The sequence below is a fragment of the Methyloversatilis sp. RAC08 genome (assembly GCF_001713355.1).
GTDB lineage: Bacteria > Pseudomonadota > Gammaproteobacteria > Burkholderiales > Rhodocyclaceae > Methyloversatilis.
The window spans coordinates 2,911,987-2,935,602 of record NZ_CP016448.1 but is presented as its reverse complement, the minus strand read 5'-3'; the positions used below and the strand labels follow the sequence as shown (position 1 = coordinate 2,935,602).

At 64.3% G+C, this 23,616-nt stretch carries 24 protein-coding genes and 1 tRNA gene; 6 read left to right on the top strand and 19 right to left on the bottom strand.

Going from position 1 to position 23,616, the window contains the following annotated elements:
• Positions 1 to 100: 100 nt before the first annotated feature.
• The 8 genes from ychF to BSY238_RS13440 form a co-directional block, all read right to left on the bottom strand.
• Positions 101 to 1,192 (bottom strand): redox-regulated ATPase YchF, encoded by a 1,092-nt coding sequence (ychF, locus tag BSY238_RS13475; RefSeq protein WP_069039595.1) that lies wholly within the window; start codon positions 1,190 to 1,192, stop codon positions 101 to 103.
• Positions 1,189 to 1,809, bottom strand: coding sequence for an aminoacyl-tRNA hydrolase (gene pth / locus BSY238_RS13470; RefSeq protein ID WP_069039594.1), 621 nt, complete (start codon positions 1,807 to 1,809; stop codon positions 1,189 to 1,191). Before pth ends, ychF begins: the two co-directional genes overlap by 4 nt.
• 9 nt (positions 1,810 to 1,818) lie before the next feature.
• Positions 1,819 to 2,430 (bottom strand): 50S ribosomal protein L25/general stress protein Ctc, encoded by a 612-nt coding sequence (locus BSY238_RS13465; protein WP_069039593.1) that lies wholly within the window; start codon positions 2,428 to 2,430, stop codon positions 1,819 to 1,821.
• A gap of 68 nt (positions 2,431 to 2,498) precedes the next feature.
• Complete coding sequence (locus BSY238_RS13460) at positions 2,499 to 3,449, bottom strand: ribose-phosphate pyrophosphokinase (protein WP_069039592.1); 951 nt, start codon at positions 3,447 to 3,449, stop codon at positions 2,499 to 2,501.
• 164 nt (positions 3,450 to 3,613) lie between these two features.
• A tRNA-Gln gene (locus BSY238_RS13455) sits at positions 3,614 to 3,690 on the bottom strand.
• Positions 3,691 to 3,722: 32 nt separating this feature from the next.
• The gene (ispE, locus tag BSY238_RS13450; protein ID WP_069039591.1) at positions 3,723 to 4,664 is read right to left on the bottom strand and encodes a 4-(cytidine 5'-diphospho)-2-C-methyl-D-erythritol kinase; all 942 of its coding nucleotides are present in this window, start codon (positions 4,662 to 4,664) and stop codon (positions 3,723 to 3,725) included.
• 10 nt (positions 4,665 to 4,674) lie between these two features.
• Positions 4,675 to 5,250, bottom strand: coding sequence for a lipoprotein insertase outer membrane protein LolB (gene lolB / locus BSY238_RS13445; RefSeq protein ID WP_069039590.1), 576 nt, complete (start codon positions 5,248 to 5,250; stop codon positions 4,675 to 4,677).
• Positions 5,251 to 5,264: 14 nt separating this feature from the next.
• Positions 5,265 to 7,001: a tetratricopeptide repeat protein gene (locus tag BSY238_RS13440; protein ID WP_190295017.1), complete on the bottom strand. Its 1,737-nt coding sequence runs from the start codon at positions 6,999 to 7,001 to the stop codon at positions 5,265 to 5,267.
• A 139-nt stretch (positions 7,002 to 7,140) separates the two neighbouring features.
• Between BSY238_RS13440 and mutM the strand changes: the two genes are divergently transcribed.
• Positions 7,141 to 7,953, top strand: coding sequence for a bifunctional DNA-formamidopyrimidine glycosylase/DNA-(apurinic or apyrimidinic site) lyase (gene mutM / locus BSY238_RS13435; protein ID WP_069039589.1), 813 nt, complete (start codon positions 7,141 to 7,143; stop codon positions 7,951 to 7,953).
• A gap of 47 nt (positions 7,954 to 8,000) precedes the next feature.
• On the top strand, positions 8,001 to 9,953 hold the full coding sequence (locus BSY238_RS13430; protein ID WP_069039588.1) for a dynamin family protein: 1,953 nt from the start codon (positions 8,001 to 8,003) through the stop codon (positions 9,951 to 9,953).
• A gap of 11 nt (positions 9,954 to 9,964) precedes the next feature.
• Here BSY238_RS13430 and BSY238_RS13425 read toward each other — a convergent pair whose 3' ends face one another.
• The 5 genes from BSY238_RS13425 to BSY238_RS13405 all read right to left on the bottom strand — a co-directional run bounded on the left by BSY238_RS13425 (position 9,965) and on the right by BSY238_RS13405 (position 14,084).
• Positions 9,965 to 10,219: a YfhL family 4Fe-4S dicluster ferredoxin gene (locus tag BSY238_RS13425; protein ID WP_069039587.1), complete on the bottom strand. Its 255-nt coding sequence runs from the start codon at positions 10,217 to 10,219 to the stop codon at positions 9,965 to 9,967.
• A 1-nt stretch (position 10,220) separates the two neighbouring features.
• Positions 10,221 to 10,721: a pantetheine-phosphate adenylyltransferase gene (coaD, locus tag BSY238_RS13420; RefSeq protein WP_069039586.1), complete on the bottom strand. Its 501-nt coding sequence runs from the start codon at positions 10,719 to 10,721 to the stop codon at positions 10,221 to 10,223.
• Entirely contained in the window at positions 10,718 to 11,251 is a 534-nt protein-coding gene (rsmD, locus tag BSY238_RS13415; protein WP_069039585.1) for a 16S rRNA (guanine(966)-N(2))-methyltransferase RsmD, read from the bottom strand. The genes coaD and rsmD overlap by 4 nt, the downstream gene beginning before the upstream one ends.
• Positions 11,252 to 11,352: 101 nt before the next feature.
• The gene (locus BSY238_RS13410) at positions 11,353 to 12,666 is read right to left on the bottom strand and encodes a M16 family metallopeptidase (protein ID WP_069039584.1); all 1,314 of its coding nucleotides are present in this window, start codon (positions 12,664 to 12,666) and stop codon (positions 11,353 to 11,355) included.
• A gap of 32 nt (positions 12,667 to 12,698) precedes the next feature.
• Positions 12,699 to 14,084, bottom strand: coding sequence for a M16 family metallopeptidase (locus BSY238_RS13405; RefSeq protein WP_069039583.1), 1,386 nt, complete (start codon positions 14,082 to 14,084; stop codon positions 12,699 to 12,701).
• Positions 14,085 to 14,190: 106 nt separating this feature from the next.
• Here BSY238_RS13405 and ftsY point away from each other — a divergent pair, with 106 nt between their 5' ends.
• Genes ftsY through dacB form a run of 4 tightly spaced genes read left to right on the top strand, consistent with a single transcriptional unit; the run spans position 14,191 to position 18,264 of the window.
• Positions 14,191 to 15,240, top strand: a complete 1,050-nt coding sequence (gene ftsY, locus BSY238_RS13400; RefSeq protein WP_069039582.1) for a signal recognition particle-docking protein FtsY — start codon at positions 14,191 to 14,193, stop codon at positions 15,238 to 15,240.
• Positions 15,241 to 15,262: 22 nt separating this feature from the next.
• Positions 15,263 to 15,913: a cell division ATP-binding protein FtsE gene (locus BSY238_RS13395; RefSeq protein WP_069039581.1), complete on the top strand. Its 651-nt coding sequence runs from the start codon at positions 15,263 to 15,265 to the stop codon at positions 15,911 to 15,913.
• 10 nt (positions 15,914 to 15,923) lie between these two features.
• Complete coding sequence (gene ftsX / locus BSY238_RS13390; RefSeq protein WP_069039580.1) at positions 15,924 to 16,823, top strand: permease-like cell division protein FtsX; 900 nt, start codon at positions 15,924 to 15,926, stop codon at positions 16,821 to 16,823.
• Positions 16,824 to 16,833: 10 nt separating this feature from the next.
• The gene (gene dacB / locus BSY238_RS13385) at positions 16,834 to 18,264 is read left to right on the top strand and encodes a D-alanyl-D-alanine carboxypeptidase/D-alanyl-D-alanine endopeptidase (RefSeq protein WP_069039579.1); all 1,431 of its coding nucleotides are present in this window, start codon (positions 16,834 to 16,836) and stop codon (positions 18,262 to 18,264) included.
• A gap of 150 nt (positions 18,265 to 18,414) precedes the next feature.
• Here dacB and BSY238_RS13380 read toward each other — a convergent pair whose 3' ends face one another.
• The 6 genes from BSY238_RS13380 to BSY238_RS13355 form a co-directional block, all read right to left on the bottom strand.
• Positions 18,415 to 18,738, bottom strand: a complete 324-nt coding sequence (locus BSY238_RS13380; protein ID WP_069039578.1) for a DUF3135 domain-containing protein — start codon at positions 18,736 to 18,738, stop codon at positions 18,415 to 18,417.
• Between the two features lie 82 nt (positions 18,739 to 18,820).
• Positions 18,821 to 19,171, bottom strand: coding sequence for a hypothetical protein (locus BSY238_RS13375; protein ID WP_069039577.1), 351 nt, complete (start codon positions 19,169 to 19,171; stop codon positions 18,821 to 18,823).
• Positions 19,172 to 19,360: 189 nt separating this feature from the next.
• The gene (locus BSY238_RS13370) at positions 19,361 to 21,223 is read right to left on the bottom strand and encodes a chemotaxis protein CheA (RefSeq protein WP_069039576.1); all 1,863 of its coding nucleotides are present in this window, start codon (positions 21,221 to 21,223) and stop codon (positions 19,361 to 19,363) included.
• A gap of 171 nt (positions 21,224 to 21,394) precedes the next feature.
• Positions 21,395 to 22,225: a protein phosphatase CheZ gene (gene cheZ, locus BSY238_RS13365; RefSeq protein WP_069039575.1), complete on the bottom strand. Its 831-nt coding sequence runs from the start codon at positions 22,223 to 22,225 to the stop codon at positions 21,395 to 21,397.
• Between the two features lie 22 nt (positions 22,226 to 22,247).
• Positions 22,248 to 22,646, bottom strand: a complete 399-nt coding sequence (gene cheY, locus BSY238_RS13360; RefSeq protein ID WP_069039574.1) for a chemotaxis response regulator CheY — start codon at positions 22,644 to 22,646, stop codon at positions 22,248 to 22,250.
• 12 nt (positions 22,647 to 22,658) lie between these two features.
• Positions 22,659 to 23,603: a chemotaxis protein gene (locus BSY238_RS13355; RefSeq protein WP_069039573.1), complete on the bottom strand. Its 945-nt coding sequence runs from the start codon at positions 23,601 to 23,603 to the stop codon at positions 22,659 to 22,661.
• Positions 23,604 to 23,616: the final 13 nt, after the last annotated feature.

Below are 23,616 nucleotides of genomic sequence, written 5' to 3'. Positions count from 1 at the left end.
CGGGTCGGATGAGCGCAAGGCGAGGGCGCAAAAAACCCCTGTTTCCAGAGGAATACAGGGGTTATCGCGCACCGAACACCGCGTCGCGGCAGCGGAACTGTCAGACGTTGAACAGGAAATTGAGCACGTCACCGTCCTTCACCACATATTCCTTGCCCTCGGCGCGCATCTTGCCGGCTTCCTTCGCGCCGTGTTCGCCCTTGAAGGCGATGAAGTCGTCGAAGGCAATGGTCTGGGCGCGGATGAAACCGCGTTCGAAGTCGGTATGGATGACGCCGGCCGCCTGCGGCGCGGTGTCGCCCTTGTGGATGGTCCACGCGCGGACTTCCTTCACGCCGGCGGTGAAGTAGGTCTGCAGACCGAGCAGGTCGTAGCCAGCGCGGATCAGCCGGTTCAGGCCCGGTTCGTCCAGACCGAGGTCGCTGAGGAAGGCCATCTTGTCGGCGTCGTCCAGATCGGCCAGTTCGGCTTCGATCTTGGCGCACAGCGCAACCACCGGCGCGCCCTCCTTCGCGGCGTGTTCGCGCAGGCGGTCGAGGTAGGGATTGTTCTGGAAGCCGCCTTCATCAACGTTGCCGACATACATCGCCGGCTTGAGCGTCATCAGGCAAAGCGGTTTGAGCAGCAGCTTTTCATCGTCGCTCAACGCCAGCGTGCGCGCCGGGTTGCCGTCGTTCAGATGCGGCAGCATCTTTTCCAGCACGGCGCACAGTTTCTGCGCGTCCTTGTCGCCGGCTCGCGCCTTCTTCGTATCGCGATTCAGCGTGCGCTCGACCACGGCGAGGTCGGACAGGCCCAGTTCGGTCACGATGGTTTCGATGTCGGCGATCGGATCAACGCGACCATTCACGTGCACGACGTTCTCGTCATCGAAACAGCGCACGACATTCACGATGGCATCGGTTTCACGGATGTTGGCGAGGAACTGGTTGCCCAGGCCTTCACCCTTGCTCGCGCCGGCGACCAGACCGGCAATGTCCACGAACTCGACGATGGCCGGCTGTATCTTCTGCGGCTTGACGATTTCCGACAGCGCCGCAAGGCGCGGATCAGGCACCTCGACGATGCCGACATTGGGCTCGATCGTGCAGAACGGGTAGTTCTCCGCTGCTATGCCGGCCTTGGTCAGCGCATTGAACAGGGTGGATTTGCCGACATTGGGCAGACCGACGATGCCGCATTTGAGGCTCATGAGGGGTTTCCTTGTTTGGGCGGCTTTGCATTGAGCAGGGTAGACACACGCGTCCAGTCTCCGGCCGCGATCAACGGCCAGGCGTCGAGAGCACGCCCGATTGCCGCATCGATATCGCGCTGTTCGTCGGCACGCGGCCGGTGCAGCACATAGTCGGCGACTTCCGCACCCGGCGCCAGCTGGCGCGGATGGCCGATGCCGATGCGCAGGCGCCAGTAATCGTGGGTCGCCAGGTGGGCACTGATGTCCTTCAAGCCGTTGTGACCGCCGAGACCGCCGCCAAACTTCAGACGCAGCTCGCCCGGCAGCACGTCGAGCTCGTCCTGTACGACCAGTATTTCGGCCGGTTCGATGCGGTAGAAGCGCGCCAGCGCGCCGACCGACTGGCCGGACCGGTTCATGAAGGTCTGCGGCAGCAACACGGTGATGCCGTCGGCGCGCGAACTGCCGACCAGGCCATTGAAGCGCGCTTCACGATTCAACGTGATGCCGAGCCTGCGTGCCAGCTGCTCACAAAACCAAAACCCGGCGTTGTGCCGGGTTTCGGAATACTCCGGACCGGGATTGCCCAGTCCTACGACAAGCCGGGGTACGGCTTTGGCACCGTTCCCGGACATCGCGTGCGATTACTTCTCGGCTTCGCCGTCGGTGGCGGCAGCTTCGTCGGACTTGGCGCCGCGCGGCAGCGTCAGCGTCACGACGACCGGGTCAGTGCCGTGAACGATGATTTCGACACCAGCCGGCAGCGGAATCTGCGACACGTGAACCGACTGACCGACCGACAGGCCGGACAGATCGATTTCGAGGTACTCCGGCAGCGCGCTGGGCAGGCACTTGATGTCGATTTCGTTCATCACGTGCGATACGACACCGCCCTGCATCTTCACGCCCGGTGCATTCTCTGCGTTGATGAAGTGCAGCGGCACCTTGGTGTGCAGCTCGTGCGTCAGATCGACACGCTGGAAATCGACGTGCATGACCTGCTGGCGATAGGCGTGCATCTGCGTGTCACGCAGCAGCACCGACTCCTTCTTGCCGCCGACATTGATGGTCAGCACCGACGCGTGGAACGCTTCCTTGCGCAGGGCGTGGAAGATTTCGTTGTGGTCGAGCGTGATCGGCAGCGCCGGTTCGGTGCCACCGTAGATGATGGCCGGCACTTGCGATGCGCGACGCAGGCGGCGGCTCGCTCCGGTGCCCTGTGCTTCGCGCGTATTCGCGTTGAGTTCGATAGACATGATGACTCCAGGTAGATGAAGCCGCCCGCGACCAGGCGGCTGGGGTGTCCCGCTTCAGAGAACGATGTTCATTCCATGAAAAGGGACGAAACGGATTCTTCGTTGCTGATGCGCAACAGGGTTTCGGCCAGCAGTTCGGCAATCGACACCACGCGGATCTTGCTGCAGGCCTGCGCGGCCGGCGACAGCGGAATGGTGTCGGTGACGACCAGCTGGTCGAGATCGGACTGCTCGATGCGGCTCACCGCCTCACCGGACAGCACCGCGTGGGTACAGTAGGCCAGCACGCCGGCGGCACCGTTTTCCTTCAGCGCCTGCGCGGCCTTGCACAGCGTGCCGGCGGTGTCGACCATGTCATCCATGATGACGCAGGTGCGGCCGGACACATCGCCGATGATGTTCATCACTTCCGACACGTTCGCCTTCGGGCGCCGCTTGTCGATGATGGCCAGATCGCACTCGAGACGCTTGGCGAAGGCACGCGCGCGCACCACGCCGCCGACGTCGGGCGACACCGCCATCATGTTCGGGTATTCCTTCTTCCAGATGTCGCCGAGCAGAATCGGCGTGGCGTAGATGTTGTCCACCGGAATGTCGAAGAAGCCCTGAATCTGGTCAGCGTGCAGATCTACGGTCAACAGACGTTGTACGCCCACCGCCTGCAGCATGTTGGCGACCACCTTGGCAGTGATCGGCACGCGCGCACTGCGCGGCCGACGGTCCTGCCGGGCGTAGCCAAAATAGGGCATGGCGGCCGTGATGCGACCGGCCGAGGCACGCTTCAGGGCGTCGACCAGGATCACCAGCTCCATCAGGTTGTCGTTGGTCGGTGCGCCTGTCGGCTGCAGCACGAAAACGTCCTTGCCGCGGACGTTTTCGAGGATTTCGACATTCACTTCGCCATCGGAGAAACGCCCGACCTGGGCGCGTCCGAGCGACATGTTCAGCCGCTTGGCCACATCCGCCGCCAGTTTCGGGTTGGCGTTGCCGGTAAAGATCATCAGGCTGTCGTAAGCCATGCTGCCTCGCGATACGTGGTGAAAGCTCAACTTTAGACCGGACCGGCCGGCACTGCCCGCACCGGCAAAAGCGCCGATGGTCCGGCAACATCCAGCGGGCTCGCCAAAGCCCTGAAAACAACTCGGGCAGACCCGCATGCGCTGCGAGTCTGCCCGATGCGATCTGGCTGAGGAGGAAGGATTCGAACCTTCGCATGCCGGAATCAAAATCCGGTGCCTTAACCAACTTGGCGACTCCCCAAAACTGCTGCAATGCCTTTACGGCATCACCCTTCAAAGCTGTACTGCATCGTTCTTGCTACCCTGCCCGTCGCCGCTCATTTCTCCGTGCAGCGGATGGACATCAACGCCGCATGCAACAAATCCCTGCCAGCCTTCCGGCCAGCGCGCCGACAGCGTCGCCAGCACTTTTTCGGCTTGCCCGCGTGTCGCGCACTGTGCAAACACACAAGCACCCGACCCGGACATCCGCACCTCTTGCTCGCCGACTTCCTCGCCAAGGAGCCGGATCGCGTGTGCCACCGCCGCGAAATTCTGCGCGGCTACAGGCTGCAGATCATTGCGACCAAAAAGTCGTTGCTGAGCAGCGACCTCAGCAAAGTCCGCTATTTTGCAAGGTTCGGTATTTCGTGTCAATTCCGGCGCGGCGAAAACAAGCGGTGTAGGCACCGACACGCCGGGCGCGACGACGACGTAGGCTGCCGCCGGCAGCGCAACCGCCTGCAGCCGTTCGCCGACGCCCTCGGCAAAAGCGGAGCGACCGAACACGAACACCGGCACATCGGCGCCCAGCCGCAGCGCCAGCGCCTGCAGCGATGCGCGAGAAAGATCGAGTCGCCACAGACGATTCAGTGCGATCAGGACCGTGGCGGCATCCGAGCTGCCACCGCCCAGACCGCCGCCCATCGGCAGGTGCTTGTCCAGTTCGATATCAACACCCTGGGTACAGCCGGTTTCCGACTGAAGAAGTCGCGCCGCGCGCATGCACAGATCGTCTTCCTCGGCGACACCCTCCAGCGGATTGACGCGCCGTAAGGCGCCGTCGGCGCGCGGTGTGAAGCGCAGACGGTCGCCGAAATCGAGAAAGCGGAATGCGGTCTGCAGCAGATGGTAACCATCGGGCCGGCGGCCGATCACATGCAGGAACAGGTTGATCTTGGCCGGCGCATCCAGCCAGACGCCCCATTCGATTGCGTTCGTCGCGGCGGTACTCATTGCACGGCGCTCACTTCACCGGGCTCCATTCGTCGATCAGCAGCCGGAAGGAATGTTCGCCGTCACTCGCTTCGATCAGACGCGGCAGCGCGTCGGCGCTGTCGTCTTCGTAGCGGACGAATTCAACCCGCCAGCCACGTTCAGTCAGCGCTGCGATGCGGCCCGCGTCGTCACGCGACGTGACCGATGCATTGCCCGGCCGCCCGGTGACCCAGTAGGCGGCGCCGGTCAGCGGAATATCGGCACCGAACGCGGCGCGCGCCAGTTCGTCCAGCGTGCCTGCGCGGGTGACGCGCTGACCGTCATCGACCAGACGGACACCGCTGCCATCCCGGGTCAGTTGGGCAAGCACCTTGCCGAGCGGACCATTGATCTGGAGCTCATCGCGATCCTGCGCGTGCTGCCAGTCGAGGCTGGCGGAGGCGGACTGGTCAGGCCCCTTCACGACGAAACGCCCGCTGAGGGAAAACGCCGCGGCCCGTTCATCGCGCGCCATGCTGCGGATCAACGCATGCTCATCGAGGCTGACAGGCGGCCGCGTGGCGCATGCCGACAGGGTCGCTGCGCACACCGCAACGAGCGCCATGCGGACAGCAGATCTCACGGAACGAAGCGCTTGATCGTCGATTCGAGCGCTGCGTTGTCAGGGTGCTGGGCAGCCACGGCACGCCACAGTTTCACGGCGTCTTCCTTCTGCCCCAGCAGCCACTTCACTTCACCGAGATGGGCGGCGATCTCCGGATCCGGGCGGATCGAGAACGCGCGCTCGAGATAGGTCAGCGCGCCATTCAGATCGCCGCGCCGGAACATGACCCAGCCCATGCTGTCGAGAATGAACGGATCGTCGGGCGCCAGTTCCAGCCCCTTGGCAATCAGCGACTGCGCCTCTTCAAGGCGGATGTTGCGCTCGGCGAGCGAGTAGCCGAGCGCATTGTAGGCATGCGCGTGATCCGGCTTGACTTCGATCAGACGACGCAGCCGCTGTTCGGCAACCTCGATACGGTTATCGCGCTCGGCCAGCATGGCGGTTTCGTACAGCAGCTCGGGCTGATCCGGCTCCGCTGCCAGCGCCGCTTCGAGCACCGCCTCGGCTTCTTCGCCGCGGTTGGCATCGCGCAACAGCTGGAATTCGAGCATGGCCGAACGCGACTTGCTGCCGCCCGGCCGGTCGGCCAACTGGCGCAGGTGAGCGCGCGCATCCTCGATGCGACCCATGCGGCTGAGCAGAAGCACATAACGCCCTTGTGCGCCCAGGTAGTGATCGCCCTGGCCGACCTGCTGGTACCAGTTCAGCGCGTCTTCATTCTCCTTCAGCTCTTCGGCCAGCTGCGCGAGGTAGAGCTTGACCAGATTCGGGTCCTGGTAGCGCATGCCCAGCAGCTTGGTGAAGTAACCCTGGGCACCCTTGTAGTCCTGGGTCTGCATCGCCAGCACACCGACGGCAAACACCACATCCGCATTGTCCGGCGCACCGCCGAGCAGGATTTCGAACTGCTTGCGCGCGCCCGCATAGTTGCGCTCTGCCACCAGCAGGCGGGCGAACTGCATGCGCACTTCGCGCGCATCCGGGTAGCGCTTGAGATGCTGTTCCATCAGCTTGCGCGCAGCAAGCTGGTCAGATTCGGCGGTGGCCTGGGCGCGCAGCAGCAGTCCCGCTTCCCATTCCGGTCGCAGCTCATTGGCGCGGATGGCCGATTCGAGCGCGCGCTTCGGCTCGCGCGCCACCATGGCCGACTGCGCGCGCGCGAAGTGCGCTTCGGGCAGTGTGAGATAGGGCTCGGTCAACCGCTCGACCATGCGCATGGCTTCGGCCTTGTCGCTGAGACGGCCGAGCACCCGGTTGAGCCGGAGCAGGCTTTCACCGATCTGCGAGCCTTCCTGCGCCAGCAGCGCGACCAGCTGCGGTTCGAGCTCCTGCGGCCGGTTGGCGTTGACCAGCAGACCGGAAAGCATCTGCCGCGCCTGAACCGACTCCGGATCAAGTTCCAGCCAGAGCTGGGCCGCCTGCAGCGCAACTTCGCTCTGCCGGCTGAAGGCGGCGATCTCGGCTGCGCGCTTGGCGATGCGCGGATCGCGCGTCGATTGCGCCAGGTCCATGTAGGCAGACGCAGAAAGCCCCAGTTCGCCGCGCTGGGCCGCGACCTCGCCGAGCAGCAGCTGATAGGTGATCTGGCGCGTCAGTTCGACGTCGGGAAGCGGCGGCACGCGCGGCGCAACGACCACCGGTTCGGGCTGTTCGGCGACTGCGGCCGTGGCTGACGGCTTGCTGCCGGTCTGGGCGCAGGCGCCAAGCAGAAGCGGAAGTGCAAGAGCGAGCAGCAGGGGGCGGATTGTCATGGGCAGAATCGCCTGGTGGGTTCAGAGTACGCTTGCGCGGTTAAGGCCTTGGAGTACGCCGACCGGAAATCGTTGCAGCCCCCGGCGCGTGATGGTATTCCAAATCCCGATTGGCCGTCGCGCACCTGTTTGTCGTTTCATGCCCGAACTTCCCGAAGTCGAAATCACCCGTCGTGGCATCGCCGTCCCGCTGACCGGCCGCCTGATCGATGCCTGCACCATCCGCAACGGCGCACTGCGCTGGCCGGTGCCCGTGCATCTGGCTGAGTCTTTGCCCGGACAGACGCTGCGCGACATCGACCGGCGTGCCAAATACCTGCTGCTGCGGCTCGACCGCGGCACGCTGATCATTCACCTCGGCATGTCCGGCAGCCTGCGCGTGCTGCCGAGCGGCACACCGCCCGAAAAGCATGACCACATCGATATCGTATTCGGTGACGCCACGCTGCGCCTGCGAGACCCGCGACGTTTTGGCGCCATGCTGTGGCACGACGGACCGGACGCCCGGCACCCGCTGCTGGCCCACCTCGGCCCGGAACCGCTGGGCGCCGATTTCAGCGCCGAAGCGCTGGCGAGCGCACTGGCGCATCGACGCTGTGCGATCAAGCTCGCCATCATGGACAGCGCCGTGGTGGTTGGCGTCGGCAACATCTACGCTTCGGAAAGCCTGTTCCGGGCCCGTATCCGGCCCGGCAAGGCGGCACACCGGCTGACCGGACCGCAGATCGCCAGGCTGGCCGACGAAATCCGCCAGACACTGCGCGATGCGCTGGCCGCTGGCGGCAGCACGCTGCGCGATTTCCTGCACACGGACGGCCAGCCGGGATACTTCCAGCAAAGTTATTTCGTCTATGGCCGCGACGGCGAGGCGTGCCGGGTATGCGGAACCGCCATCCGCAGCCGTCGTCTGGGCAACCGATCGACCTTCTTCTGCACCACCTGCCAGAGATAGCGCGCGCCGCGTGTGCTAGATTGCCAAGTGATTGAGTGGAGAGCGCAATGAGCATGCAGGAAGAATTATCGGTCTATGGCAGCTGGCGCACGCGCGTCGAGCAGACCATTGTCCGTATCCGCGGCTGGCTCTTCGAAAGCAATCTGAGCGATGCTCACAACGATCAGTGCATCGAACAGTTGCTGCTCAAACTGCGCGACGACCGGCTGGTCGTTGCCTTCGTTGCCGAGTTTTCACGCGGCAAGTCCGAACTGATCAATGCCATCTTCTTCGGTGACCAGGGCGCGCGCGTACTGCCGTCCAGTTCCGGCCGCACCACGATGTGCCCGACCGAGCTGATGTACGACCCGGTGCGCCCGGCCTGCATCGAGCTGTTGCCGATCGAAACCCGTCGCGGCACGACCACCGTGTCCGATCTTAAAACCCAGCCCGGTGCCTGGCGCCGCCTGCCGCTCGACATGACGTCGGCGGCATCGATGCAGCAGGTGCTCGGCCGGGTCAGCGAACAGCGCAAGGTCACCATCGGCGAAGCCGAGCAGCTTGGATTCCGCATCGACCTGAGCGGGGAAAACGGCCTGCAGCCGGACGCGAACGGCATGGTTGACGTGCCGGCCTGGCGACACGCCGTAATCAATATGCCGCACCCGCTGCTGCGCCAGGGCCTGGTCATTCTCGATACGCCCGGCCTGAACGCCATCGGTGCCGAACCGGAACTGACGCTGTCGCTGCTGCCCTCGGCGCACGCGGTACTGTTCGTGCTGGGCATGGACACCGGCGTCACGCAGAGTGATCTGTCGGTTTGGAGAACACATGTCACGGCGGCGGGCGGCTCGCGCCAGGGCCGGTTGGCCGTGCTCAACAAGATGGACAGCCTGTGGGACGGGCTGCGTTCCGAAGCACAGATCGATGCGGAAATCGGGCGCCAGATCGAGTCCTGCGCGGCGACGCTCGACCTGCCGGCAAACCGGGTGTTCCCGGTGTCCGCCCAGAAAGGCCTGCTGGCACGCATCCAGCGCGACGGCACACTGCTGGCGCGCAGCCGTCTGCCGCAGCTGGAACGCGCGCTGGTCGAAGATCTGCTTCCGGCCAAGCGCGACATCGTCGGCGCAGCGGTCGAACATGACGCGGGCGGCCTGCTGGCCCGCACGCACGACATGCTGATCGGCCAGAAAAAGGCGGTTGATGATCAGCTGGCGGAGTTCTCCGACCTGCGCGGCAAGAACCGCGGTGTCATCCAGTACATGCTGAAGCGGGTACGTGCCGAGAAGGAGGAATTCGAGCGCGGCCTGGAGCGCTTCTACGCGACACGCAACGTGTTTTCGTCGCAGACCAATACACTTTTTGCCCATCTGGGCATGGATGCGCTGCGCACCCGCACGGCACAGACCCGCGAGCAGATGGAAAAGGCCAACTTTTCACTGCAGCTGCGCGATGCGATGAATGCCTTCTTCGGCGATGTGCGGGGCAGCCTGCAGAAATCGGCCGTCAGCATCGACGAAATTTTCCGGATGATGGAAGCGATGTACCAGCGCTTCTCCTCCGAACATGACCTGCGGCTGGGCGTGCCGGTGCCGTTTTCGGTCCAGCGCTACGAAAAGGACATCACGCGGCTTGAAAAGGCCTTCCACCAGCAGTTCAACACCTGGCTGAACATGCTCACGACGGAAAAGCGACAGCTTACGCAGCGCTTCTTCGAAACGGTGGCGGTGCAGGTGCGCAAGCACATGGAGGTGGTGAATCGCGATGTCGAGCACTGGTTGCGCGCCATCATGGCGCCGCTGGAAAATCAGGTACGCGAGCATCAGAAGCAGCTGAAGCGTCGCCTCGAGAGCGTTAAGCGCATCCACGAAGCAACCGACACGCTGGAAGACCGGATCGAGGAGTTACGTCAGAACGGTATGGCGATCAATCACCAGATCGAGGAATTGGCGCGGCTGCGGACCGCGCTCGATGCCGCGCTGAAGGCTGCGGTGATACGCGAGATGGACGCCGCCGCCTGAGGCGTGGGCGTTCAGGCCTTGACGGCCGTGAGGATGTAGTATTTCGCCATCAGTTGATCGTGCGTTTCCTTGCGGTTCGGGTCGAGCGGAATGCAATCGACCGGACACACCTGCTGACACTGCGGTTCGTCGAAATGGCCGACGCACTCGGTGCATTTTCCCGGATCGATGACATAGATTTCCTCGCCCTGCGAAATCGCCCCGTTCGGGCATTCCGGTTCGCAGACATCGCAGTTGATGCATTCGTCGGTAATGATCAAAGCCACTTCAGTTGCCTCCACTCATTGCAGCCAGCTTGGCGCTGATGCGCGCCAGAACGGAAGGCTGCACAAACTTGCTGACATCGCCGCCCAGTGAGGCGATTTCTCGCACCATCGTGGCCGAGATGAACATGTACTGGTCGGCCGGCGTCAGGAATACCGTTTCGACGTCGGCCCGCAGAGAACGGTTCATTCCTGCCATCTGGAATTCGTATTCGAAGTCCGACACCGCACGCAGTCCGCGCACGATGATGCGCGCATCGCAGGTCTCGAGGAAATCCATCAGCAGACAGGAAAACCCGCGCACTTCGACATTCGCATAAGGCGCAAGAATTTCGCGCGCCATGTCGACACGTTCATCGGTTTCGAAAAACGGCCGCTTGGAGCGGCTTTCCGCGACGCCGACAATGACCCGATCGAACATTTCCGCCGCGCGCCGCACCAGATCCTCATGGCCACGGGTGATCGGGTCGAATGTTCCGGGGTAAACCGCAATGGTGCCGTTCATGTTCGTTCCAGCAGCTGGTAATGGACTTGCCCGGCCTGCCCTTCGCGCGTCATGCGGAAGTCGCCAAGCATCGGCACTGGGTGCTCCGCCTCGCAATAGATCACTGCGCCTTCCGCAGCCAGCGCATCGAGATGCGGTGCCAGCCTGTCGAGCAGGCCGTGCCCGTAGGGCGGATCGAGGAACAGCACATCGAACCGCCGCGGCGGATCGAGCACGAATGTTAGCGCATCGCCCCGCACCAGTTTGACCTCGGGTGCCGGCAATTGGTCGATCGCCTCGCGCAGGCGGCCCAAGGCGCGCGCGTCGCGCTCGACCAGCGTGACCGATTCGGCACCGCGCGACGCCGCTTCGAAACCGAGTACTCCCGTCCCTGCAAACAGGTCCAGACAGTGCTGACCGCTCAGGTCCTGCCCGAGCCAGTTGAACAGGCGCTCGCGAACCGCGTCCGGCGTGGGCCTCAGGCCGGGCACACCCGCCACGGGCAGCAGGCGGCTGCGCCATCGGCCGCCGATGATGCGAATGCGTGACATGGCCGCGATTCTAACCGCAGGGGCGCCAGCACACCCGCGTCGGATCCGTCTGCACCGGGTTGCTCCGCACTCATCCGTGGCAGGATCGTGAGGATTGCCCGTCAATCCCCTGCGACGATCACCCGCACGATGTTTTCAGCCGACAAGCGGCGCTGGAAAGCATCCTTCACCTGGGCAGCGGTCACCGCTTCGGCGCGCTCGGGAAACTTCTTCAGCCAGTCGAGTGGCAGACCATAGAAGCCGATGACGGCCAGACTGTCGAGCAGCTTGCGATTGCTGTCCAGACGCAGCGAGAAGCCATCGACCAGATTGCGTTTGGCAGCCCGCAACTCGTCTTCGGTCGGTCCCTTTTCGATGAAGGCAGCCAGCGTTTCATCGACCACCTTCAGCGCGGCTGCAGCCTGGCTGCGCTCGGTCTGCAGTCCGATCTGGAAAGGTCCGAGCTGGCGCTGCGGGTTGAAATAGCTATAGACGCTGTAGGCATAGCCGCGCTTTTCGCGCACTTCCTTGGTCAGCCGCGACACGAAACCGCCACCACCCAGAATGTAGTTGCCGACCTGCAGCGGAAAGAAATCCAGGTCGCCTCGCTGCAAGGCCGGCTGACCGACAAAGATGTGACTCTGGTTGGCCGGATGCGCGATGTTTTCGGTTTTCGCCTGCGGCAGGGTCACCGCCGGAATCGGCGCGAGCGGCTCGCCCTGAGGCAGATCCCCGGTCAGTTGCACGGCAATCGCTTCTGCCTGCTCGCGGGTGACGTCACCGACGATCGACACGACGGCGCGCGGCGCGACGTAGTGCGTGCGGTAGTGGGCAAGCAGATCGTCGCGACTGATCGCGGTGACCGATTCGATGGTCGGTGTGCGGCCGTACGGGTGGTCGCCGTACAGCTCACGGGCGAAGCGCTTGCTGCCGATTGCGTCCGGCTTGGTGTCCGCCTCGCGCAGACCGGAAATGGCGCGCGCCTTTTCGCGATCCAGCACGGCAGCCGGAAACTCGGGCCGCGTCAGCAGGGTATGCAGCAGCGCCAGCGAACCTTCGCGCTCGCGGGCACTGGACAGCGTACGCAGCGACAGGCCGGCACGATCGTTGTCGGCCACGCCGCCCAGCTGGGCGCCCAGATCGGCGAATCGCTCGGCCAGCGTGTCCTCGTCCAGACCACCCGCTCCGGTGTCGAGCAGGCTTTGCGTCATCGATGCGACGCCGCTTTTGCCTGCCGGGTCGCGCGCTGCGCCGGCATCGAAATCCACCTGGACGTCCAGAATCGGCAGCACGCGGCTTTCGACGAAATACACCCGTGCGCCGTTGGGCGCCACCCAGTGCTGGATATCGATATTGGCCACGGCCGGCAATGCAGCTGCGGCCGCGACGAACATGAAGGCAAGGCGCGTCAGCGCGTTGCGGAAAGTTGGGTTCATCCGTTTCCCCTGCTTGAAATCGGTGGGCACGCTCAGTGACGCAGGCCGGCGGGCTTGGCGCGCGGCTTGGCGTTCGGGTCGAGCGGTTGCGGATCGAGCACCGCGACGGTCAGCGTGTCGTCGCCGAAATACTTCTGCGCCACGGCCTGTACCTCGGCTGCGGTGACGGTGCGCAGCTTGTCGAGCATGCGGTCGCCGTCGCGCCAGTGATAGCCGGCGGCTTCGAGACGACCGATCTCCATCGCCTGCACATAGGTCGAGTCGCGCTTGTACACCTGCGACGCGATGGTCTGCGTCTTGATGCGTTCAAGTTCGGCATCCGACACGCCTTCGTCCGCGATGCGCTTGATTTCCGCCCGCAGCGCCGCTTCCAGCTCTTGCACCGTCTTGCCCTTGGCCGGCGCGCCGCCCAGCACGAAGGTCGCTTCGCCACGCGACGTCGAGTCGTAATAGGCGCCGATTTCGGTCGCGATCTGACTGCCACGCACCAGATTGCGCGACAGTCGCGAAGCGGCATGGCCATCGAGAATGCCGGCCAGCACGTCGAGCGCATAGGGCTCGCGATCGTTCTCGACGTCGATCAGGCGAGGCGCCTTCCACGCCATCAGCAGCTGCGGCACCTCGGCCGGCGCCTTGACGACGACCCGCCTCTGACCGGTCTGTACCGGTTCGGCGGTCGCCTTGCGCACCGGCAAGGGCTGACTTTTCATCTTGCCGTACTGCTTTCTGACCTGTTCGAACACCTTCTTGTGGTCGACATCGCCCACCACCACGACGTAGGCATTGTTCGGGGCATACCAGCGCCGGTACCAGTCGCGTGCGTCATCGGCGCGCATGTTCTCGAGGTCGTTCATCCAGCCGATGATGGGCCGGCGATACGGATGCGCGGTGAAGGCGCTGGCCATCAGCTGCTCGTACAGCTGCGACTGCGGCTTGTCGTCGGTACGCAGCCGACGCTCTTCCATGACCACCTTCAGTTCGCGACCGAATTCCTCGTCGGTGATGACCACGTTGCGCATGCGGTCGGCTTCGAGTTCGATCATGCGCGGCAGCGCGGCCGCCGGCACGCGCTGAAAATAGGCGGTGTAGTCCTGACTGGTGAAGGCGTTGTCGCTGCCGCCGGCACGGGCGACGATCTCATTGAATTCGCCCGCCTTCAGTTTCTTCGTGCCCTTGAACATCATGTGTTCGAGTACGTGCGCCACGCCTGTGGTGCCGTCGTTCTCGTCCATCGCACCGACGCGGTACCACACCATATGCACCGCCACCGGCGCCCTCCGATCTTCCTTGACGATAATGCGCAGACCGTTCGCAAGGGTGGTTTCGTACGGGTTCGCGAGCACCGGATGCGCCGCCAGCGCGCATGCCGCCAGAGCGCTGCACAGCGCGATACCACGGGAAAAACGGCGCAAATCCATCTGATACACTCTCCGGCAGTAAATGTGAGCGCGGCGAAATCCGCCATCACGCCTCTGTTCCAAAGCCTTGCGCAAGTCGCAAGGTGTTCCAGTGACCGTCTCCCACATGTTTGGTTTCTTCAAGAAAGACAAAGCCGCCGCGCCCGACGCAAGCGATGCCGCACCGGCCGCGCCTGCCGTGGTCGCGGCGCAGGATAGCGCGCCTGCTGCCGACGCGCCGAAATTGTCGTGGGCGCAGCGGCTGCGTGCCGGACTGTCGCGCACGCGCGCCCAGATCGGTGGTCAGCTCAATGCGCTGTTCCTGCGTACAAAGGTCGACGACGAGCTGCTGGAAGAGCTGGAAACGCTGCTGATCACGTCCGACGTGGGCATGGATGCCACCACCCATCTGCTCGACCGGCTGCGCGACCGCGTGAAACGCGAGCGCATCGAAGAACCGGCGAAGTTGCGCGACGTGTTGCGCGAGGAACTGACCCGCCTGATCGCGCCGCTGGAAAAACCGCTCGATGTGGATGCACACAAGCCCTTCATCATCATGATTGCGGGCGTGAACGGCGCCGGCAAGACCACGTCGATCGGCAAACTGGCCAAGTATTTCCAGTCACAGGGCAAGAGCGTGCTGCTGGCGGCCGGCGACACCTTCCGCGCCGCGGCCAGAGAACAGCTCGAAAGCTGGGGCGCCCGCAACAACGTGGCGGTGATCGCTCAGGATTCCGGTGATCCGGCCGCGGTGGTGTTCGACGCGGTCAATGCCGCCCGCGCCCGCGGCATCGACATCGTGCTGGCTGACACCGCGGGCCGCCTGCCGACGCAGCTGCACCTGATGGAGGAGATCGCCAAGGTCAAGCGGGTCATCGCCAAGGCGGATCCCACCGGGCCGCACGAGGTGCTGCTGGTGCTCGACGGCAATATCGGCCAGAACGCACTCGCCCAGGTGAAGGCCTTCGACGCTGCGATCGGCGTGACCGGGCTGATCATGACCAAGCTCGACGGCACGGCACGTGGCGGCGTCATTGCGGCCATCGCGAAGCAGCACGCACCGTCGCGTCCGATCGCGCTGCGCTACATCGGCGTCGGTGAAGGACTTGACGATCTGCAGCCGTTCAATGCGGCGGAATTCGTCGATGCCCTGTTCGAACCGCCGAGATCCCTCTGAAAGCAGCCCGAGCCCACGCCGCATGATCCGTTTCGCTCAGGTCACCAAACGCTATCCGGGCGGTCACACCGCGCTCGACCAGCTGGACTGCGACATCGCACGCGGCGAAATGGTGGTGGTGAGCGGCCACTCCGGCGCCGGCAAGAGCACGCTGCTGCGCCTGCTCGCCGTGCTCGAACGACCGACCGAAGGCAAGGTGCTGGTCGGTGGCGAGGATGTGTCGGCGCTCAAGCGTGCCGCCCTGCCCTACTGGCGCCGGTCGATCGGTCTCGTGATGCAGGATCAGCGCCTGCTGTTCGACCGCAGCGCCTTCGACAATGTCCTGCTGCCGCTTTCCATCAGCAGCCATCCGCCGCGCGAAGCGGCCAACCGGGTGCGTGCAGCACTGGAACGGGTCGGGCTGTCCGGGCGCGAAAAATCGATGCCGGTCGAGCTGTCGGGCGGCGAACAGCAGCGCCTGACCATTGCCCGCGCCATCGTGAACCGTCCGCAGATCCTGCTCGCCGACGAACCGACCGCCCACCTCGACGACGCCTACGCGCGTGACATCGCCGAACTGTTCCGATCGTTCAACGAAGCAGGCGTCACCGTGCTGCTGACCACGCACGACGACGCGCTGTTCGCACGCTACGCGCCGCGCAAGCTGGTACTTGCCCAGGGGCGGCTGCAATGAGGTGTCTGCGATGAGGTGGCTGCGTCTGCAGCTGCGCGCCGGGCTGCGCGCAGCGCGCCAGATGGTCCGCCAGCCTTTCAATACCTTGCTGGCCGCGCTGGTGGTCGGCATCGCTGCGGCCTTGCCGGCCACCGGCTACATGCTGCTGGGCAATCTGCAGCGACTGGCCGGCAATGTCAGCGCCGCGCCGGAAATATCCGTGTTCATGCAGCCGGGCGCAAACGCCGAAGCGGTCCGGACCGCCGACCAGCGCATCCGCGGGCTGGCCAAGGAGGCGAAGGTCGAACTGGTGTCGCGCGACGCGGCGCTGAAGCGATTCCGCGACAACGACGCATTGGCCGAAATCCTCGACGCACTGCCCGAGAACCCTTTTGCGGATGCCTTCGTGGTCCGGCTCGATGCTGCGGATGCCGCCCGGCTGGAAACGCTGCGTACCGAGTTTTCCAGACTGCCCGAAGTCGATCACGTACAGCTCGACTCCGCGTGGGCGAAGCGGCTCGACGCGCTGATCGCACTGGGCCAGCAGGCGGTGACGATGCTCGGTGTCGTGCTCGGCCTCGGTCTGGTCGCCGTCACCTTCAATACGATCCGGCTGCAACTGCTGACGCAGCGCGACGAGATCGAGGTCAGTCGCCTGCTCGGCGCCACCGACGCCTGGATACGCCGTCCCTTCCACTGGTTCGGCGCACTGCAGGGTCTGCTCGGCGGCGCACTCGCCGGCGGGCTTGCCCTGCTGGCGACGCGCGCGCTGGCCGGACCGGTGGCCGAAATCGCCGGTCTGTACAGTCTGGAATTCGTGCTGAGGCCCCTCGCGCCCATACACTGGGCTGCGCTGCTCGCGCTGTGTGCCGCACTCGGCTGGCTCGGTGCCAGCGCCTCGGTGCGCCGCCATCTGTCGCGCATCGCCTGAGCGGGCTGTCGTGCGTCTCGCGCTAGCCGTCCTGCTCGGCCTGATCGTTGCACCGGCCTGCGCAGTGCTGCCGGCGCCGGTATTGCAGGCGCTGCGCGCTGCCGACATTCCCGCGACGTCGATTTCGGTCATGGTCCAGTCAGTGGACGGCGGCCCCGCACGCATCAGCCATCGCGCCAAGGTACCGATGAACCCGGCGTCGGTGATGAAGCTGGTCACCACCTACGCCGCGCTCGACAGTCTCGGCCCGGCGTACAGCTGGCGCACCGACGCGCTGATGACCGGCCGGCTGGCCGACGGCGTGCTCGATGGCGACCTCGTGCTGCGCGGCGGCGGCGACCCGGCGCTCAGCATCGAACAGTTCTGGTTGCTGCTGCGCGATCTGCGCGCGCGCGGCGTGCGCGACATCCGCGGCGACGTGATCACCGACCGCTCGGCATTCGCGCCGACTCGACACGACCCGGGCGCCTTCGACAACGAACCGCTCGCTGCCTATAACGTCGGTCCGGACGCACTGCTGCTGGCACACAACGCGCTGCGTGTGCGCCTGCTTCCACAGGCCGGCGGCGCTCCCGCGCTGTGGGCCGAACCTCCGCTCGATGGTGTGCAGATCGACAACCGCGTGCAGCTGGTCGACGGCGAATGCGGCGACTGGAAGGACAGCCTGACCGCGAAAGTCCTGCCGGCTCCAGACCGCAGCACGCTCACGCTGCAGATCACCGGCCGCTTCGCTCGACCGTGCGGCGAACGCATATGGAACATCGCACCGCTGCCGGCCGACGAGTTCTTTGCCCGCGCCCTGCGCGCCATGTGGGCCGAGCTGGGCGGGCGGATCACCGGGCGGGTGCGCGACGGCGCAACGCCGCCGAACGCGCTGCCACTGGCTGGCATCGATTCGCCGCCGCTGGCGCAGGTCATCCGCGACATCAACAAGTACAGCAACAACGTGATGGCTCGCCAATTGTTCCTGACGCTGGGCAACGGCGCCGGAACACCGGCAGACACCGCCACCGCCGACGCCGCCGTGCGTGCCTGGGCGACCCGGCGCGGTCTGGCGCTGCCCAGTCTGATGCTGGACAACGGCTCCGGGCTGTCGCGCAGCGAACGCCTGTCGGCCGCCGACATGGCAGCGCTGCTGCGCCATGCGTGGGCGAGCAGCGTCATGCCGGAATTCATGTCGTCGATGCCGGTGCTGTCGGTCGACGGCACGCTGCGCCGACGGCTGCGCAACTCTCCGGCCAGCGGTCAGGCGCATCTTAAGACCGGATCGCTGTCCGATACGCGATCGATCGCCGGCTATGTTCTGGACCGCAACGGTCAGCGTGTGCTGATGGTGGCGTGGCTGAACCATCCAAACGCCGGCCGTGCGCAACCGGTGCTTGAGGCCTTGCTCGAATGGGTGTGGGCGGGAAACCGGCAGTCATTCCCGGTTACCGAGTGAGACGCATTGACGATCCGTCCGCGGGCGCGGCGGAAGGTGGTCGCAGTCCGGATCACCACGGTGGCCGTCCAGTCGCGCCGCTGGCCTGAGCCTGCGCACAAACTGTCGACCCGATCCGCCGTGGCAACCCGGTCTGCGTTCGGGTGACGTTCAGGAGCCGCGCAGGCCCTGACGCAATGAAGTCTGCAACGCGGATGTTTCGCGGTGCAGCGCCATCAGACGTTCCGACAGCGCAAGAAGATAGTCTTCCATCATGCGCGACAGTTCGCGCACCGACTGGTTGGGCGACCCCGCCATGGCACGGCTGGCGTCTATCTGATTCTGCAGGTCGCGCAGCACCGCCTGTTTTTCAGGCGGGCAGGTATTGATGAAATTTTCGATCACACGCCGTCTCTCCGCGAAGTAGGTCTGTGGATCGGACTGCGCAAGATCCTTCCAGACGTCAAAATCGAAGTCCTCTGCTTCTTCCGACACTCAATGTCCTCCGCCGAATCCGATTTCCGGGTCGATAACCGACTCGATCACTGATGGCGATTGGAACACAAGGGTCGCGGACTTATCGCGGGAGGGTTTCACGGGCGGCGACCAGGCGGGCAGCCTGTTCGACACCCTGGTAGGCGAGCTGGCCCGAAAGATCGGGGCACAGCGCATCGGTATGAACCATGTCCAGCGTGGTCTGCACCCAGGCTCGCACTTCCTGTGCGCGCATGAACAGGCCGCGCGCGTCGGCTTCGGCGGCTTCGTCGGCCAGACTGAGCGCCGTCACCATCGCTTCGTTGCCGAGCATTTCGATCGACGCCATCAGACGCATGATTTCAGCGTGATGCGCCTGCACGCTCGCTGCCGGCAGCAAGGCTGCCGCGGGAAACGGGGACGAAATCGGCTGGATGAGAGTTGCTTCGGCCATGATGAGGCTCCTTCGTCGTTCGATGGACGGATTACCGTTGGTATCTGGTTATCGACCGCAACGACACACTCTTTAGGGTCAGAGACACCTGCTGGCAGATCTGCCCCAAGCCCTTGAAGGAAAAAGAAAAAGCCCGACCCATCGTGCGATGGGCCGGGCTTTCCGTGGGTACAGGTCGATAAATTTCCGTCAGGCAGCGAGCGAAACCGGGCTGATCAGGCTGGACCGCGACACGCCGCGCGAGTCGCCAAGCGAGCCAAGCAGTTCCTTCATGTCGAGGATCAGCACGATCTGGCCGTTGGAAAGCGTCGTCACACCGGCCACACCCTTCGGACGGAAATCGTCCAGGCTCTTGATCACCGCGTCCTCACGCCCGGCGAAATTGTCGATCGCGAGAATGAAGGAGGATTCGGCGGTCTGCATCAGCACGCCGTACTGCGGCAGGTTCTTCTGCGGCCAGCCAAGCAGGCGGGCCAGCGGCAGCACCGGCATCACTTCGCCGCGCACCACCATGGTCGCGCGGCCACCGACTTCCTGGATATCCTGCGGCTGGATCGGCAGGATTTCGCGCACCATCGACAGCGGCACCGCGAAGTGCTGTTCGGCCAGACGCACCAGCAACACCGGCAGGATGGCCAGCGTCAGCGGCAGCGAAATCACGAAGGTCGTGCCCTTGCCCTGGATGGACCGGATTTCGATCGAACCGTTGAGCTTCTGGATATTCGTTTTCACGACGTCCATGCCGACACCACGACCCGACACATCGGACACCGTTGCTGCGGTCGAGAAGCCCGGCAGGAACACCAGGTTCAGGCTTGCACGCTCGTCCAGCGTATTGGCTTCCTCATCGGTGATCAGGCCCTTTTCGAGCGCCTTGGCACGCAGCCGCTCGGCGTTCATGCCGCGCCCGTCGTCGGCCACCATGATCACGATGTGGTCGCCTTCCTGGCGCGCTTCGAGACGCACCACCGATTTGCCCGGCTTGCCCTGGGCGATCCGGTCTTCCGGCGTTTCCACGCCGTGATCCACGGCATTGCGGATCAGGTGGATGATCGGGTCGGACAGATCCTCGATCATCGTCTTGTCGATTTCGGTTTCTTCGCCGACCAGCGCAAGCTCGACGTCCTTGCCCAGATTGCGGGCGAGATCGCGGGCGATGCGCGGGTATTTCTGGAACAGGCGACCGATCGGCTGCATGCGCGTCTTCATCACCGCGTTCTGCAGATCGGACACCAGCAGGTCGAGCTGGCTCACGGCCGCATCGAGCGCATGCAGTGTTTCGTTGTCGCTCTTGCCGGCCAGGATGTCCGCGCGCAGCGAGGTCAGGCGATTCTTGGTCAGGCCGATCTCGCCCGACAGGTTGAGCACCTGGTCGAGGCGCGAAGTATCGACCCGGATCGAGTTTTCACGGCCCTTTTCGGCATCGCGGCGACCGGTCGGTGCCGGTGCGCCCGGACGATCAGCGGACCGGCGGCCGAAAGCCGCATTGACCACCGCAGCGACCTCGCCATCATTGGCCGATCGCGCGGCTGCAGGTTCAGGCACCGCTTGCGGGGCAACCGGCACGACACCGGTCACGGCCTGATGCAGCGTGTTCCAGTCAGGTTCGACGCCACGTGCGACGGCCGGCGCAGCCGGTGCTTCGGCACTGGCGTCCGCCGTTGCGACCTTGTCGAGCTCGCCGGCCAGTGCGGCGCGCAGGCGGGTCATCACGCCAACGTCGGCGGCTGCCGGCAGCATGCCGCGCTCCAGGGCACCGAACATGTCGCGCACGATGCCGGTCGCGTCGAGAATGACGTCCATCAGTTGCGGCGTGATGGCCATTTCGCCATTGCGCAGTTTGTCGAACAGGTTTTCGGTCAGATGACAGAGCGCGACCAGTTCGGACGCATTCAGGAAGCCGGCGCCCCCCTTGATGGTATGGAAGCCGCGAAAAATCTCGTTCAGCAGACTGCGGTCACCAGGCGTCTTTTCGAGATCGACCAGCTTGTTGTCCACGCCGGACAGCAGGTCGGTTGCTTCGACCAGAAAGTCCTGCAGCAGATCTTCCATGCCCTGAAAGTCACTCATCGTTCGCTCCTGTGGCGGGCAGCGCATTCGACGCACCGCTCGCCCTACTGCTCCTGTTGTTCCGGTTCCACGGATGGATGCCACCCGTTCGACCGACCCGTCCGTCCGCGCTGACCGAACGCTGTGTCACGACTGTCCTGCTGCTGCCGGCGATCAGAAGCCGAGACTTTCGAGCAGGTCGTCCACCTGCTCCTGACTTGTCACCACGTCCTCGCGGCCTTCGGCCGACACGACCGGGCCGTTCAGCAGGCTTTCCGGCGTGCTGGCCCGCTTCTCTGCCGGCATGGCTTCGATCAGTACCTGCAGCAGGCCGCTTTCCAGCTTTTGCGACATTTCGACGATTTTCTTGATCACCTGTCCGGTCAGATCCTGAAAATCCTGGGCCATCATGATTTCGTTCAGTTGCGCCCGGGTATCGCGGGCAAAGGCCGGCACGTCGCCGAGAAAGCCGCGCGTTTCCGCGGCCAGTGCCTTGAATTCGTCAACCGACAGTTCGTTCCGGTACAGCTTTTCCCAGCGGTCATGCAGCGTGCTGGAGCGCTTTTCGACGTCATCCTGCAGCGGTATGGCGATATCGGTCGCGTTGAGCACGCGGCTGGCCGCGCTCTCGGTCATCTGTGCGATGTAGGTCAGGCGGCTGCGCGCATCAGGCATCTGCTGCGCCACGTCTTCCAGCGCATGGTCGTACCCCAGCTCGCGCAGCGTGTCGTGCAGCTGACGCGCGAGGTGACCCACCTTGTTGAATACATTGTCGCAGCTGTGCTCGTCTTCATTGCCGGGCGCGGGGGCCGCGGCAGCCGGTGCCGAGTAGTCGTCCGATACCGAATCGAACAGGGCTTCCAGATCGGCGCTGTCGCCGCTGCTGTTTGCGGCTTCCGGCACGACTTCGAGCCTCACCTTCTGCGGCGTCTCGGACGCGATGCTGTCGAACAGCGCCTGCAGGTCGTCGGAATCGCCGGTTTCGTCAAGCTTCATCTTCTTCACAATGTCATCTCCCGATGCCGGCTCAGGCGGCCTTCTGGTTCATCTTTTCGAAGATCTTGGTCAGCTTTTCACCCAGGGTGCCGGCGGTGAAAGGCTTCACGATGTAGCCGGAAGCGCCGGCCTGGGCGGCTTCGATGATGTTTTCCTTCTTGGCTTCGGCCGTGATCATCAGCACCGGCAGCCCCTTCAGCGCGGCGTCGCCGCGAATGGCGCGCAGCAGCTCGATGCCGGTCATGTTCGGCATGTTCCAGTCGGTGACCACGAAATCGAAGTCGGACGACTTCAGCTTCTGCAGCGCAATGACACCGTCCTCGGCCTCGTCGACATTGGTGAAGCCGAGTTCCTTCAACAGATTGCGCACGATGCGGCGCATGGTCGAAAAGTCGTCGACAACGAGAAATTTCATCTTGGGATCTGACATGGCCTACCTCTCTCAGGCTTTATGGGCTTGCAGCAGCGGACGCAGCGTATCGGCCAGCACTTCGGCGTCGAACTTCGCCACGTAGGCATCGACACCGACGCTCTTGCCCATTGCACGGTTTGCTTCCGACGACAGCGACGAGTGCATCACCACCGGTATATCGACGAATCGGGGATCGTTCTTGATGTGTCGCGTGAGGACGTAGCCGTCCATCTCGGGCATTTCTGCATCGACCAGTATCAGGTCGATCTCGTCGGTCAGCGGCTGGCCGGTCTGCGTGGTGTGCGCAGCCATGCCCTGCAGGCGAGCCCACGCCTCGGCGCCATTGGTGGCGTGCTTGTGGCGGATGTTGAGCTTGTCCAGCACTTCGGCGATCTTCTTGCGGGCCACCGCAGAGTCATCGACGAAGAACACGTTCGGATCGTAATTGCCGCCCAGCGGCGGAATCTCGCCGACGACGGCGTCGCCGAAGGTACCGGCCAGAATGCTTTCCACGTCGAGGATGGACACCAGCCGACCATCGTCGAGTTCGGTGATCGCGGTGATGTAGAGCTGCTCACTGGTGACGACCGACTCGGGCGCGCGCACGCGATCCCAGTCGACACGGATGATGCGATCCACCTCGTGCACCAGAAAACCCAGCGTACGCTTGCTGTACTCGGTCACCATCATTGCGCCACCCATGCCCTCGGGTGCGTCGGTCAGGTTCATGATGCGTGCCAGCGACAGCACCGGAATGACGTTTCCGCGCAGTGAAATCAGACCTTCGACGCCAGCCGGCATATTCGGCGTCGGCGTTACGATCGGCGTGCTGCTGACCTCGCGCACCTTGAATACATTGATGCCGAACAGCTCGTGCGTGCCGAGTGAAAAGAGCAGGATTTCCATCTTGTTCGAGCCCGCCAGCTTGGTGCGGGCGTCCACCTGCTCGAGCAGGTTGTGGTCAGGTCTGTCCATCGTGTTGTCTCCG

Bases quoted from the DNA above. Each gene is read 5' to 3' on its own strand.
- coaD (WP_069039586.1), bottom strand. From the start codon at position 10,721: ATGAACGGCACCATTGCGGTTTACCCCGGAACATTCGACCCGATCACC.
- mutM (WP_069039589.1), top strand. From the start codon at position 7,141: ATGCCCGAACTTCCCGAAGTCGAAATCACCCGTCGTGGCATCGCCGTC.
- pth (WP_069039594.1), bottom strand. From the start codon at position 1,809: ATGTCCGGGAACGGTGCCAAAGCCGTACCCCGGCTTGTCGTAGGACTG.
- lolB (WP_069039590.1), bottom strand. From the start codon at position 5,250: ATGGCGCTCGTTGCGGTGTGCGCAGCGACCCTGTCGGCATGCGCCACG.
- ispE (WP_069039591.1), bottom strand. From the start codon at position 4,664: ATGAGTACCGCCGCGACGAACGCAATCGAATGGGGCGTCTGGCTGGAT.
- BSY238_RS13370 (WP_069039576.1), bottom strand. From the start codon at position 21,223: ATGGAAGATCTGCTGCAGGACTTTCTGGTCGAAGCAACCGACCTGCTG.
- BSY238_RS13465 (WP_069039593.1), bottom strand. From the start codon at position 2,430: ATGTCTATCGAACTCAACGCGAATACGCGCGAAGCACAGGGCACCGGA.
- BSY238_RS13375 (WP_069039577.1), bottom strand. From the start codon at position 19,171: ATGGCCGAAGCAACTCTCATCCAGCCGATTTCGTCCCCGTTTCCCGCG.
- ftsX (WP_069039580.1), top strand. From the start codon at position 15,924: ATGAGGTGGCTGCGTCTGCAGCTGCGCGCCGGGCTGCGCGCAGCGCGC.
- ftsY (WP_069039582.1), top strand. From the start codon at position 14,191: ATGTTTGGTTTCTTCAAGAAAGACAAAGCCGCCGCGCCCGACGCAAGC.
- cheY (WP_069039574.1), bottom strand. From the start codon at position 22,646: ATGTCAGATCCCAAGATGAAATTTCTCGTTGTCGACGACTTTTCGACC.
- BSY238_RS13355 (WP_069039573.1), bottom strand. From the start codon at position 23,603: ATGGACAGACCTGACCACAACCTGCTCGAGCAGGTGGACGCCCGCACC.
- BSY238_RS13410 (WP_069039584.1), bottom strand. From the start codon at position 12,666: ATGAACCCAACTTTCCGCAACGCGCTGACGCGCCTTGCCTTCATGTTC.
- BSY238_RS13460 (WP_069039592.1), bottom strand. From the start codon at position 3,449: ATGGCTTACGACAGCCTGATGATCTTTACCGGCAACGCCAACCCGAAA.
- BSY238_RS13430 (WP_069039588.1), top strand. From the start codon at position 8,001: ATGAGCATGCAGGAAGAATTATCGGTCTATGGCAGCTGGCGCACGCGC.
- BSY238_RS13395 (WP_069039581.1), top strand. From the start codon at position 15,263: ATGATCCGTTTCGCTCAGGTCACCAAACGCTATCCGGGCGGTCACACC.
- BSY238_RS13405 (WP_069039583.1), bottom strand. From the start codon at position 14,084: ATGGATTTGCGCCGTTTTTCCCGTGGTATCGCGCTGTGCAGCGCTCTG.
- ychF (WP_069039595.1), bottom strand. From the start codon at position 1,192: ATGAGCCTCAAATGCGGCATCGTCGGTCTGCCCAATGTCGGCAAATCC.
- rsmD (WP_069039585.1), bottom strand. From the start codon at position 11,251: ATGTCACGCATTCGCATCATCGGCGGCCGATGGCGCAGCCGCCTGCTG.
- BSY238_RS13440 (WP_190295017.1), bottom strand. From the start codon at position 7,001: ATGACAATCCGCCCCCTGCTGCTCGCTCTTGCACTTCCGCTTCTGCTT.